General features: G+C 62.4%; 10 protein-coding genes and 1 riboswitch. Of the genes, 7 read left to right on the top strand and 3 right to left on the bottom strand.

Translation table 11 applies throughout. The features are described from left to right. Positions 1 to 92: 92 nt before the first annotated feature. Positions 93 to 1,208 carry a branched-chain amino acid ABC transporter substrate-binding protein gene (locus CCZ27_RS17400; protein ID WP_096450293.1) on the bottom strand — a complete coding sequence of 372 codons (1,116 nt, stop codon included), beginning with the start codon at positions 1,206 to 1,208 and terminating at the stop codon, positions 93 to 95. A 245-nt stretch (positions 1,209 to 1,453) separates the two neighbouring features. Continuing rightward, positions 1,454 to 2,572 (bottom strand): branched-chain amino acid ABC transporter substrate-binding protein, encoded by a 1,119-nt coding sequence (locus CCZ27_RS17395; protein WP_096450291.1) that lies wholly within the window; start codon positions 2,570 to 2,572, stop codon positions 1,454 to 1,456. Between the two features lie 167 nt (positions 2,573 to 2,739). On the opposite strand from CCZ27_RS17395, the gene bamE reads away from it, so the two are divergent. From bamE to metH, 3 genes are all read left to right on the top strand, one after another. Next, positions 2,740 to 3,231 carry an outer membrane protein assembly factor BamE domain-containing protein gene (gene bamE / locus CCZ27_RS17390; protein ID WP_096450289.1) on the top strand — a complete coding sequence of 164 codons (492 nt, stop codon included), beginning with the start codon at positions 2,740 to 2,742 and terminating at the stop codon, positions 3,229 to 3,231. A gap of 14 nt (positions 3,232 to 3,245) precedes the next feature. Then, positions 3,246 to 3,857 (top strand): hypothetical protein, encoded by a 612-nt coding sequence (locus tag CCZ27_RS17385; protein ID WP_096450287.1) that lies wholly within the window; start codon positions 3,246 to 3,248, stop codon positions 3,855 to 3,857. A gap of 245 nt (positions 3,858 to 4,102) precedes the next feature. Next, positions 4,103 to 4,178: riboswitch (S-adenosyl-L-homocysteine riboswitch) on the top strand. Between the two features lie 76 nt (positions 4,179 to 4,254). Then, positions 4,255 to 7,959, top strand: coding sequence for a methionine synthase (gene metH / locus CCZ27_RS17380; RefSeq protein WP_096450285.1), 3,705 nt, complete (start codon positions 4,255 to 4,257; stop codon positions 7,957 to 7,959). A gap of 33 nt (positions 7,960 to 7,992) precedes the next feature. On the opposite strand, the gene CCZ27_RS17375 is transcribed toward metH, so the two are convergent. Continuing rightward, positions 7,993 to 9,006, bottom strand: coding sequence for an integron integrase (locus tag CCZ27_RS17375; protein ID WP_096450283.1), 1,014 nt, complete (start codon positions 9,004 to 9,006; stop codon positions 7,993 to 7,995). On the opposite strand from CCZ27_RS17375, the gene CCZ27_RS23670 reads away from it, so the two are divergent. The 4 genes from CCZ27_RS23670 (at position 8,965) to CCZ27_RS17365 (ending at position 12,801) form a co-directional block, all read left to right on the top strand. After that, entirely contained in the window at positions 8,965 to 9,594 is a 630-nt protein-coding gene (locus CCZ27_RS23670; protein ID WP_157748625.1) for a hypothetical protein, read from the top strand. The two genes, CCZ27_RS17375 and CCZ27_RS23670, sit on opposite strands and share 42 nt — an antisense overlap. Positions 9,595 to 9,681: 87 nt before the next feature. Further along, complete coding sequence (locus CCZ27_RS23665; RefSeq protein ID WP_157748624.1) at positions 9,682 to 10,197, top strand: hypothetical protein; 516 nt, start codon at positions 9,682 to 9,684, stop codon at positions 10,195 to 10,197. Between the two features lie 37 nt (positions 10,198 to 10,234). Then, positions 10,235 to 11,343 (top strand): IS3 family transposase gene (locus tag CCZ27_RS17370; RefSeq protein ID WP_096445019.1). Its coding sequence is split into 2 segments (ribosomal slippage): positions 10,235 to 10,493 and positions 10,493 to 11,343, totalling 1,110 coding nucleotides; the frame shifts between segments, so codons are not numbered across the junction. A 414-nt stretch (positions 11,344 to 11,757) separates the two neighbouring features. After that, entirely contained in the window at positions 11,758 to 12,801 is a 1,044-nt protein-coding gene (locus tag CCZ27_RS17365; RefSeq protein ID WP_157748623.1) for a GTPase, read from the top strand. Position 12,802: the final 1 nt, after the last annotated feature.

The raw sequence follows: 12,802 nt of genomic DNA, 5'->3' as shown, positions 1-12,802 counted from the left end.
CGGGGATCGAGAAGACGGGCCGGGCGGCGCGGAAGGTGCCGCGTCCCGCCCGGCCCGCCCCTTCACGCCGCGTCAGGCGTGAAGGGAAGGAATCACATCGGAACCCAGTTGCCGTCCTTGAAACTGTAGATCGTCACCGCGCCTTCCTTGATGTCGCCCTTGCCGTCGAACGACACGTTGCCCGTCACCCCGGCGAAGTCGCTCTTCTTCAGTTCGGGCAGGTACTTCGACGGCTCCGGCGAGCCGGCCTTCTCCATCGCCTTCACGATCGCCATCGCCGCGTCGTAGGCATACGGCGCGTAGAGCTGCACCTCGCCGTTGAAGCGCTTCCTGTACTGGTCGCGGAACGCCGCGCCACCCGGCATCTTGTCCAGCGGCAGGCCGGCCATCGAGCAGTAGGTGGTGGCGGTCATCGCGTCGCCGGCGAGCTTGATCATCTCCGGGCTGCAGCCGCCGTCGCCGGTCAGGAACTTGGCGTTCACGCCGAGCTGCTTCAACTGGCGCAGCATCGGGCCGGCCTGCGCGTCCATGCCGCCGAAGAAGATCACGTCGGGGCCGGTGGCGCGGATCTTGGTCAGGATGGCGTTGAAGTCGGTGGCCTTGTCGGTGGTGAATTCGCGCGCCACGACCTGGGCGCCGGCGGCCTTCACCGCCTTTTCGGTCTCGTCGGCCAGGCCCTGGCCGTAGGCGGTGCGGTCGTCGATGATCGCCACCTTCTTCGCCCCCAGCCCCTTCACCGCGAAGCTGCCCAGCGCGCCGCCCTGCTGTACGTCGTTGGCGATGGTGCGGAACACGCCCTTGAAGTTCTGCAGCGTCAGCTTCGGATTGGTCGATGCCGGAGAGATCTGCGGGATGCCGCCCTGGTCGTAGATGCGCGAGGCGGGGATCGAGGTGCCGGAGTTCAGGTGGCCGACCACGCCCTTGACGCCCGCATCGACGAGGCGCTGCGCCACGGTGGTGCCGGTGCGCGGGTCGGCCTGGTCGTCCTCGCCGATCAGTTCGAACCTGACCTTCTTGCCGCCGATGGTGACACCCTGCGCATTGATCGTTTCGATGGCCAGCCGCGTGCCGTTCTCGAGGTCCTTGCCGAGGTGGGCGATGGTGCCGGTCAGCGGCGCGGCGCTGCCCAGCTTGACGACGGCTTCCTGCGCCTGGGCGGCGCCCAGGCCGATGCTCATGACTGCGGCTGCGACGACGGTTTTCTTCATGCTTGATCCTCCAGCGAAATCGAGTGAGGGGGGAGCGTGGGATTGAAGCCGAAACGCGCCCGTATTGTGCCCAAAAAAGCATCGGGCGAGCGCTGTGCGCATGCGCATTGCGCAGCACGGCATATGCTGCGATGCACAAACCGTGCCACGCCGCAGGAACCGGGCCGGGAGGGCCCGGGCGCCCCGCGGCGGTGCGCGTCAGATCCCCGCCACGCACCCCGGCGGGGCGTGCATGCTGCGGCGGATCAGTCGAACGCCTCCCACTTGCCGCCCTTGTAGTGGTACATGCTGACGCCGCCGACCTTGATGTCGCCCTTCGGATCGAACGCGATGTCGCCGGTCACGCCCTTGAAGGAGACCTTCTGCAGGGCTGGCGTGTATTTGGCCGGATCGGTCGAGCCGGCGCTCTTCATCGCCTCGATCAGCGCCGTCGCCGCATCGTAGGCATACGGCGCGTAGAGCTGGATCTCGGCGTTGAAGCGCTGCTTGAAGCGGGCGAGGAAGGCATCGCCGCCCGGCATCTTCCCGATCGGGATGCCGGCCTGGGTGCAGAACACCTTGTCGCTCATCGCGTCGCCGGCGAGTTTGACCATCTCCGCCGTACATACGCCGTCGCCGCCGAGGAAGGTGGCGTTCATGCCGAGCTGGCGCAACTGGCGCAGCATCGGGCCGCCCTGCGCGTCCATGCCGCCGTAGAACACCGCGTCGGGGTTCTTGCCCTTGATCTTGGTGAGGATGGCCATGAAGTCGGTGGCCTTGTCGGTGGTGAACTCGCGGCCCACGACCTCGGAGCCCATCTTCTTCATGCTGTCGGCGAAGGCGTCGGCCAGGCCCTGGCCGTAGGCGGTGCGGTCGTCGATGATCGCGATGCGCTTCACCTTCAGCGCTCCGGTGGCGTACTTCGCCATCGCCTCGCCCTGCTGCAGGTCGTTGGCGATCACGCGGTAGGTGGTCTTGAAGCCCTGCTGCGTCAGCTTCGGGTTGGTGGAGGAGGGCGTGATCATCGGGATGCCGGCCTGCTCGTAGATGCGCGAGGCGGGAATGGAGGCGCCCGAGGTCAGGTGGCCGACGACGCCCTTCACGCCGTTGTCGCTCAGGCGCTGGGCGACGGTGGTGGCGGTGCGCGGGTCGGCCTGGTCGTCCTCGCTGACGAGTTCGAACTTCACCGCCTGCCCGCCGATCGTGATGCCCTTGGCGTTGGCGTCGTCCAGCGCCAGGCGCACGCCGTTCTCCGTGTCCTTGCCGATATGGGCGATGGGCCCGGTGAGCGGGCCGGCGTTGCCGATCTTGACGACCGTCTGGGCGTGTGCTGCCGTCATGCCCAGGCCGGCGAGGGCGAGGGCAACCAGGGTTTTCTTTTGCATGTGAAACCTCCGAAATGTCGCAAACAAGCACCGCGCCGGGCATTGCAAAGCGCCCGGTGTTCGCCGATTCTAGCCCAGGCGCCTGCCGCGGGGCTTCGAGCTTTCGCAGGAATGCACGTCCCCGCGCGGCGGCGCCCTGCAAACGAAACCATGGAGGGAGTCTTTCGATGAAGCGCATCGTGGTCTGGCTGTGTTCCCTGCTGTCGGCGATCGGCCTCGCCGCCTGCGACTACATCAACCTGCGCGAACTCGAACCGGGCGTATCCACCGAGCAGCAGGTGCGCGACCGTTTCGGTCCGCCGCAGATGGAATGGCGCAACGACGATGGTTCCGTCACCTGGGAATATTCGCGCCAGCCCGAGGGCATCGAATGCTTCATGATCACGATCGGCGCCGACCGCATCCTGCGCAGCATCGACCAGGTGTTGAACGAGCGGACCTTCGCGCGGGTCGAAACCGGCATGAACGGCGACCAGGTGAGGCGGCTGCTGGGCAAGCCGGCGTCCAGCCAGTTCTTCCAGCTCAAGCAGGAAACCGTGTGGGAATGGAAGATCGACCACGGCCAGGCGACCGGCGGCGAACCCGCCTATTTCACCGTGTCGTTCAACACCGACGGCCGCGTGGTCGGCACCGGCCGCTACACGAAGCATCGAGGTTGATCGGGAGGCAAGGAATGGACGCCCCATCCACTGCGGCGGCGCGCAGCGCCCGCCCCTGGCTGTTCGCGCTGCTGCTGGTCGTGTGCACGTCGATCCTGGGCGGCTGCGCCGCATTCGCGCCGCCGCGGCCCTTCACCACCGAGGCCGAGGCGCTCGCCGCGCGCGGCGAGCCCACCCGGCGCTGGCAGAACGAGGACGGCACCACCACGCTGGAATACGCGACCCAGCCCTACGGCCACACCTGCCTGATGGTGCAGGTCGACGCCGGCGGCATCGTGCTGCGGCAGTGGGATGCGCTCGACGGCGACAACCTGGCGCGGGTGACGAAAGGCATGACGCGCGACGAGGTGTCGCGCCTGCTCGGCCAGCACCGTTCCGAGCAGTTCTTCAAGCTGTCGGGCGAGGAAGTGTGGGACTGGAACATCCGCAACGAATACGGCGCCTCGATCGCCACGCTGTTCAACGTGCATTTCATCGACGGCAAGGTCGTGCGCACCAGCCAGACCTACGTGTATCCGCCCGACGGGGCGATGTGGGGCCCCTGGGGGCACCCCTACCCTTTTGGCTATCCGTATCCGCTGCACCCGAGATTCCACGGCTACGGATACTGGCCCTACTGGTGGTAAGCCCGCGCCGGGATTGCAGGGCAATCGCATGAGTGCCCCGAATCCGGTCTGACGGCGGGGGATGCGCTCCGCGTTCTGCGCAACTCGACTTCGCTGCGCTCGGGACTCGGACAGTGCTCGCCCGCTCCGCGCATCCCCCGCCGCCAGACCTGCCGCGTCGCGCCATCCCGACGGCTGCAAGACCCTTCGTGCGATCGCCCTGCCGGATTGGCAGATCTCGGCCTGAGCCGATAGAATCCGGCACTTCTGCCGAGGAGCGCTGCGACCCGCCGCACGACGTGCGGGCCAGGCTCGGCAACCGATCAACGGCGCTCACAAACCTTCAGCCGGTTTGTGGCGCCGTTCGCATTCGTGCATGGCGTTCCCGGTGATTGCAGAACGACCGAGGTAAGACCCCATGCAAGCCGACCGTATCGCCGAACTTCGCCAGCTTCTCGCCGCGCGCATCCTGATCCTGGATGGCGCGATGGGCACGATGATCCAGCAGCAGAAGCTCGGCGAGGCGGACTATCGCGGCGACCGCTTCCGCGACCATCCGCGCGACCTCAAGGGCAACAACGACCTGCTGGTGCTGACGCGCCCCGACATGGTCGCCGGCATCCACCGCGCCTACCTCGAGGCCGGCGCCGACATCATCGAGACCAACACCTTCAACGCCACCCGCGTGTCGCAGGCGGAATACGGCCTGGAAGGGCTGGCCCACGAACTGAACGTCGCCGGCGCCCGCCTGGTGCGCGAACTGTGCGACGAATACACCGCGAAGGACCCCGCCCGGCCGCGCTTCTGCGCCGGCGTGCTGGGGCCGACCTCGCGCACGCTGTCGATCTCGCCCGACGTCAACGACCCGGGTTTCCGCAACATCGGCTTCGATGCGCTGGCCGACGACTACTACGCCTCGGCGCAGGGGCTGCTCGAAGGCGGCGCCGACATCCTGCTGATCGAGACGGTGTTCGACACGCTCAACGCCAAGGCCGCGGTGTTCGCCATCGAAAAGCTGTTCGGCGACCTCGGCCGGCGCTGGCCGGTGATGGTCTCCGGCACCATCACCGACGCCTCCGGCCGCACGCTGTCGGGCCAGACCGCCGAAGCCTTCTGGAACTCGCTCAGCCACGCGCAGCCGATCGGCTTCGGCCTCAACTGCGCGCTCGGCGCCGACCAGTTGCGCCAGTACGTCGAAGAACTGGCCAATGTCTGCGACACGCACGTCTCCGCCCACCCCAACGCCGGCCTGCCCAACCCGCTGTCGCCCACCGGCTACGATGAGACGCCCGAGCATCTCGCCGGCGAGATCCAGGAATGGGCGCGGAGCGGCCTGGTGAACATCGTCGGCGGCTGTTGCGGCACCACGCCGGCGCACATCGCCGCGATCGCGCGCGCGGTGGCGGACATCGCCCCGCGCCGCGTGCCGGAGATCGACAAGAAACTGCGCCTGTCGGGCCTGGAACCCTTCAACGTCGGCGGCGACAGCCTGTTCGTGAACGTCGGCGAGCGCACCAACGTCACCGGCTCCAAAGCCTTCGCGCGCATGATCCTCGAAGGCCGCTTCGACGACGCGCTCGCGGTGGCGCGCCAGCAGGTCGAGAACGGCGCCCAGGTCATCGACATCAACATGGACGAGGCGATGCTGGATTCGGTCGCCGCGATGGAGCGCTTCTGCAAGCTCATCGCCTCTGAACCCGACATCTCGCGCGTGCCCATCATGCTCGACTCGTCGAAATGGGCGGTGATCGAGGCCGGCCTGAAGTGCATCCAGGGCAAGGGCGTGGTCAATTCCATCTCGATGAAGGAAGGCGAGGCCGAGTTCCTGCGCCAGGCCCGGCTCGCGCGCCGCTACGGTGCGGCGGTGATCGTGATGGCCTTCGACGAGCAGGGCCAGGCCGACACCTTCAAGCGCAAGACCGAGATCTGCGAGCGCGCCTACCGGCTGCTGGTGAAGCCGGCGGCCGAAGGCGGCGCAGGCTTCCCGGCCGAGGACATCATCTTCGACGCGAACATCTTCGCCATCGCCACCGGTATCGAGGAACACGACAACTACGCGGTCGATTTCATCCAGGCGGTGGCCTGGATCAAGGCGAACCTGCCGTGGGCCAAGACCTCCGGCGGCGTCTCCAACGTCAGCTTCAGCTTCCGCGGCAACGACCCGGTGCGCGAGGCCATCCACACCGTGTTCCTGTACCACGCGATCAAGGCCGGCCTGTCCATGGGCATCGTCAATGCCGGCCAGTTGGGCGTGTATGACGAACTCGACCCCGTGCTGCGTGACAAGGTCGAGGACGTGGTGATGAACCGCCGCCCCGGCGCCGGCGAGGCGCTGGTCGAGTTTGCGCAGACGGTGAAGGGCCAGGCCAGGGATGCCGGGCCGGACCTCGCCTGGCGCGGGTGGCCGGTGGAAGAGCGCCTGTCGCACGCGCTGGTGAAGGGCATCACCGACTACGTGGTCGCCGACACCGAGGAGGTGAGGGCGAAGCTCGAAGCCGACGGCAAGCCGCCGCTGGCGGTCATCGAAGGCCCGCTGATGTCGGGCATGAACGTGGTCGGCGACCTCTTCGGCGCGGGCAGGATGTTCCTGCCGCAGGTGGTGAAGTCCGCGCGCGTCATGAAGCAGGCCGTCGCCCACCTCATTCCCTACATCGAAGCCGAAAAGCTTCGCACCGGCGCCAGCAGCAAGGGCCGCATCGTCATCGCCACGGTGAAGGGCGACGTGCACGACATCGGCAAGAACATCGTCGGCGTCGTGCTCGGCTGCAACGGCTACGAAGTGATCGACCTCGGCGTGATGGTGCCGGCGGCCAGGATTCTGGAAGCGGCGAAGGAGCACGGCGCCCAGGCGATCGGCCTCTCCGGCCTGATCACGCCCTCGCTGGAAGAAATGGCCCACGTCGCCGGCGAGATGCAGCGCCAGGGCTTCGACGTGCCGCTGCTCATCGGCGGCGCCACCACCAGCCGCAACCACACGGCGATCAAGATCGCGCCGCATTACGGCAAGGCGGTGGTCTATGTGCCCGACGCCTCGCGCGCGGTCGGCGTGGTCACCGCGCTGCTGTCCGACGAGAAGAGCCACGCCTTCAAGGCCGAGGTGGCGGCCGACTACGAGAAGATCCGTGCGCTGCACGCCAACAAGAAGGGCGTGCAACTGGTCGGCCTGGAGGCGGCGCGGGCCAATGCCTACGACCCGCTCGCGGCAGCCGGCTACCTGCCGCCCGAACCCGACAGCCTTGGGGTGACGGCGCTCGACGTCGATCTGGAGTCGCTGCGCGACTACATCGACTGGGGCCCCTTCTTCCAGACCTGGGACCTCGCCGGCAGCTTCCCCGCGATCCTGGACGACGAAGTCGTCGGCGAGACGGCGCGCAACGTCTACAACGATGCGCGGGCCATGCTCGAAGACCTCATCGCCGGCCAGTGGGTGCAGGCGAAGGCAGTGTTCGGCCTCTTCCCCGCCAACAGCGTGGGCGACGACATCGAGTTCTACGCCGACGAAGCGCGCAGCGAGCCGATGATGACCTGGCACGGCCTGCGCCAGCAGCACGAACGCCCGCCCGGCAAGCCGCACTGGTGCCTGGCCGACTTCATCGCGCCCAGGGCCAGCGGCGTGCGCGATTGGTGCGGCGCCTTCGCGGTGACCGCCGGCCTCGGCATCGAGCACAAGCTGGCCGAATTCGAAGCCGCCCACGACGACTACCACGCCATCATGCTCAAGAGCCTGGCCGACCGCCTCGCCGAAGCCACGGCCGAATGGCTGCACGAGCGCGTGCGCAGGGAATACTGGGGCTACGCTGCCGACGAGGCGCTGGACAACGCCGCGCTCATCAAGGAGCAGTATCGCGGCATCCGCCCCGCGCCCGGCTACCCCGCCTGCCCGGACCACACGGTGAAGGCAGCGCTGTTCCAGTTGCTCGACGCGCCGGCCAACACCGGCATGGGGCTGACCGAATCGATGGCGATGACCCCGGCGGCGAGCGTGTCCGGCTTCTACTTCGCGCATCCGGAAAGCCATTATTTTGCGATCAGCAAGATCGGCCGGGATCAACTGGAGGATTGGGCGAAGCGGACGGGTCTTGCCGAAGACGTGGCGGCGCGCTGGCTGGCGCCGCTGCTCTGAATCGGCGGGCGTCCCGGCCTGAGCCGAACGGACTCAGAGCCGGTCCAGCGGGCTCGTGACGCCGTGTCCGCCCCGGTTCGGCACGTGGGTATGGATCATCGTTGTCGATACGTCGGCGTGGCCCAGTAGTTCCTGCTCCGTGCGGATGTCGTAGCCGCCCTCCAGCAGATGGGTGGCGAACGAGTGGCGCAGGGTATGCAACGTAACCGGCTTGTGGAGGCCTATGGTCGTCGTGGCCCGCCGTACCGCCCGCTGCAGCCGCTGTTCAAAGAGATGGTACCGCCCGGTTCCACTTGCTGGATCGACCGCAAGGCGTCCGGATGGCCAAACCCAGAACCACGCCCACGACAATCCGGCACGGGGATACTTGCGCTCCAGCGCATCCGGCATCCACACGCCCGGCAACCCGGCTGCCCGGTCCGCCTCCCACACACGGCGGGCTGCGACAAGCTGTTGCAGCAAGACATCCTTCATGGACGCTGGCAGCATCACCCGCCTGTCCTTGCCACCCTTGCCTTCGCGCACGACGATCTCGTTGCGATCGAAATCCACATCCTTTACCCGCAGGCGCAGCGCCTCCATCAAGCGCATCCCTGTTCCATACAGCAAACGCGCCAGCTTGCCCTCGATGCCATCCATGGCATCCAGCAGCCGCGCGACCTCGGCACGAGAAAGCACGACGGGCACATGCTCGCGCTTCTTCGGGCGACCGATCTCCTTCATCCATGGCAGATCGATGCCGAGTACTTCCCGGTACAGAAACAGCAGCGCCGAAAGCGCCTGATTGTGGGTGGAGGGCGCCACCGAGCCCTCGTTGGCCAGCCAGCCCAGGAAGTCCTGTACCTCAGCCGCGCCCATCTCCCGTGGATGGCGCATGCCCTGGTGCCGTATGAAAGCCCGGACCCAATGGACATAGGCCTTCTCGGTTCGTATGCTATGGTGCTTATACCGGATGCACGCCCGCACCTGATCGAGTAGCCGCGGCGGCCTGCCAGCCGGGGTGTCATGGGCGTTGCCGGGTTTGGCGGTGTTGTCTATGCTGTTCATATATACAGCATAGATGTGCAAAGGGTTGAATGCAATGACAAATGCGATTTCCGTTGTGTGCTGGATTATCCAGCATCGCCCGGTTTATCCGTCATTTTTGCTGTCTACAACACGTTAGACCGCATTATGCCTCGTTACGACTTTGAGCTTTACGCGGATTGCTTTCAATTCCACATTCAGGACGTATCTGCGGATGCTGACCAACTAGGATGGTCGGACGAGGCGTTGGCTCGACAGTTGGCAGTTGCCCCAGGCGTTGTAGGAGTTGGAACTGTTCTCAACGACATGGTCGCCGTCTCTTTGGACTTGGTAGACGAATCACCGCCTTTGTCGCTCGACTGTTGGGATCATGTTGTAGAGTGTTCAATGTCAGTTCAAAGCGGGCGCATTCTCGCAGCTGGCTGGTTGGGCGACTCTCCTGATGCAACCCATATAGAAGTTAAGCCAGATACTTATCGCGTTCGAGTGAGCTATTCCGTGTTAGATCCAAGCTCCGAAACTGGACTCAAAGAGAAAGGACGCTATCTCTTGCAGCTATGGCCAGCCCCAGCAGATGCAACCATTGTGCTCAAGCAGGGTGCGGTCTAACAATTCATTCAAGCCGACGCCACTTCGTGGCGCGGCTTAATTCAGGCGTTAGCCAACATAAGGCCGAGGCTCATGTCGTATAAAAAAATGGTTGCCATATTTGTTGATGTCATTGGATACAAGAACACCACCGACTTTGACAAAAAATATGAACTGCATAGACTCTTCCATGAAGAAGTAGCCATTCATGCGGAACGCCAGTTAGCCATACCTCATGTAGCCTACGATAGAAAAGTCTTTGGCTTTTCCGACTGCGCATATTTTTTCTTCTATTACAAAGAAAACATCGGTGAAGAAAGAAAGGACGATGTGAAGCTTTCTCATATAGCCGCCTACAATGTTTCATTAACAATTCTTAGGCTTATGAGCAAAGGATATCTTGCTAGAGGTGGTCTGTCCGTCGGTGATGTACTGATTGATGAGCTAGGCTTTTTTGGCCCGGCTGTAGAGCGTGCGCATGAAATTGAGTCAAAAGAAGCTAACGTTCCAAGATTGCAGTTTGATCACGATATTGGGAAAGAGGTTTTTGATTGGGAACACAATCTCGACAATAAAGATCCGGCCCTGCTAAGTGACCTGCCCCCGACTTTTCGGACCAGTTGAAACCTGAGAGGATGGCTTCGATGAAGAAGGGGAAGTCATGCGCAAGAGTCGTTTTTCAGAAGAGCAGATGGTGAAGATTCTGCGGGAGGCAGATCGCTTGCCGGTGGCGGAGGTGTCGAAGAAGCACGGCGTGAGCGAGCAGACGATCTACACGTGGCGCAAGCGCTTTGGTGCGATGAACGCGGACGAGGTCAAACGGCTGCGGCAGTTGGAAGCGGAGAACGCGCGACTCAAGAAGATGGTGGCCGATCGGGACCTGGAGATCGACGTCATGAAGGAGATCGCGGCAAAAAAATGGTGAGCACCTGGGCACGCCGAGCGCAGGTGCATTATGCGGTCAGGCGAGGTATCTCGCAGCGCCGGGCGTGCGCGCTGATGTCGGTGTCGCGCTCGACGCTGGGCTACGCGTCGTGCCTGGACGAACGCGATCGTCCGCTGATCGGCCAGTTGCGACGCTTGGCGGCCCAGTACCCACGCTACGGCTATCGGCGCATTCGCATCTTTCTGCGCCGGGCCGGATACCACTTGAGCACCGGCCGCACCTGGCGGCTGTGGCGCAAGGCCGGCCTGCAGGTGCCGCGCAAGCGTCCCCGGCGTCGGGTTGCCAGTCAGCGCGATCAGGTACAGCGAGCTTCACGGATGAACGGGATCTGGGCCTACGACTTCGTCTTCGACACCTGCGCCAACGGACAGCCCATCAAGTGCCTGACGGTGATCGATGAGCACACGCGCGAGGCACTGGCGATCGATGTGGCCGGCAGCATCCGCTCCGAGCGCGTCATCGAAGTGTTGAGCCGCTTGATCAGCGAGCGCGGTGCGCCCAAGGCACTGCGTTCGGACAACGGTCCGGAGTTTGTCTCGGCCCGGCTGCTTCAGTGGGCGAGCGATCAGGGATTGCAGATGGCGTTGTCGCAGCCGGGCAAACCCTGGCAGAACGGCACCGACGAGAGTTTCAACGGCAAGCTACGGGATGAATGCCTGTCCATGGAGTATTTTCGTAACCGCCTTGAAGCACGCGTGCTGATCGAGCAGTGGCGCCGCCATTACAATGAAGTTCGACCGCATTCGGCGCTGGGCTACCTGACCCCGGCGCAGTTCGTTCAGAACCAGTCAGGCAACCACCACCAAGCCATCCCTCTCACGTAATTCGTGGTCCGAAGAATCAGGGCAGGTCATAAGCATGTACACGGAATGCCCCTTTGTCTCCGAGCATGATGGAAAGTCGTATTTTGTAAACCCGTTCAATGTCCTACAGCGCAGCGGTCAATTCGTCATTGGCCAAGACATTATTACCCTTGATTCGATCAAGAAAACATTACTCACTAAAGTTGAAGGCGATCTGGTTAAGTTTTCTCACGATTCAAGGGTCGTGGAGAAGCTTGAATGGATCAGAAAATATGCGTCCGATAAAGAGCTTTTAGTAAAGCAAGATTTGTCTCAAGTCTCCTTTAGCATAATGAACGTATCGAATAATGTCGGCTAACCCTGCGGTCCACCGGACGCTGCGCGATAAAGCCGCGCAGCGCCGGTGACCTTCACGTTATGTCTCAGGAGAAAATTATGTCTATTCATGATGAAGCAGAAAAAATTCGTCGCAAGCTGGATGAAGAAAACAGCACTACTGTGTCAGTCGCCTTATTCGGCCAACCCGGCGCAGGGAAATCATCACTGATCAATAAAATTGTTGGGCAAAAAGTCGCGGAAGTTGGCGTTGAAACAGATAAAACCGTCGCGGCGGCATCGTATGAGGCAAAAGGATTGCGGTTTGTCGATTTGCCAGGATACGGGACGAAAAACTTCCCAAAGGAATCCTACTTCCAAAAGTTTGATATTCAGCAATTTGATCTATTTTTATGCGTCACAAGTGGCAAGCTTCATCAAGCCGATACCGAATTTTTTCAAGAATTAGCAAGGCGAGGAAAAGTATGCATTTTCGTCGTAAACAAACACGATGAGCTTTGGGAAGATGGAATAGCGATTGAAGAACTAGAACAACGAAAAATTAATGACATAACAAAGCATGTTGGTCAGCCTGTAAAAGTTGTCTTTACTAGTTGCAGGAACGGCACCGGCTTAGATGCTCTCAGCATTGAAATTCAGAACAACCTCGACGGAGCGAAGCGAGAGCGCTGGGCACGGGGAGCCAAAGCATACAGCGCTCGTTTCCTGCAAGAAAAAAAATCAGCCTGCGAGAAATATGTTTCTTATGCGGCAGCGGCTGCCGCAGCCAACGGGATTAACCCGGTCCCCGGGGTCGATGTTGCAGTCGATATTTCAATAATCATGAAGCTATTCAAAGAAATCCGTGATGATTACGGACTAACCGACAACTTCCTGACTAACCTCAAGCAGTCATCAATTCCTGTTGTGGGGCGTCTTGCAAATAATGTCGTTCAATATGCTGCCAAAGAAGGCATCTTAATATTGCTAAAAAGGTTTGCTGGTCGGCAGGCAGTCAAAACATTTGCAAAATATATCCCATTTGTTGGACAAGCCATTGCAGCCAGTCTCGGCTATGCAATCACATCCAATGTTGGCAATAGCTATCTCAGTGACTGCCATGAACTTGCCGAAGAAATACTAAATAACAAACTCGGTGAATAAA

Source organism: Thauera sp. K11, assembly GCF_002354895.1.
Lineage (GTDB): Bacteria > Pseudomonadota > Gammaproteobacteria > Burkholderiales > Rhodocyclaceae > Thauera > Thauera sinica.
Note: the sequence above shows the minus strand (reverse complement) of the source record. Positions and strands in the feature narration are given on the sequence as shown.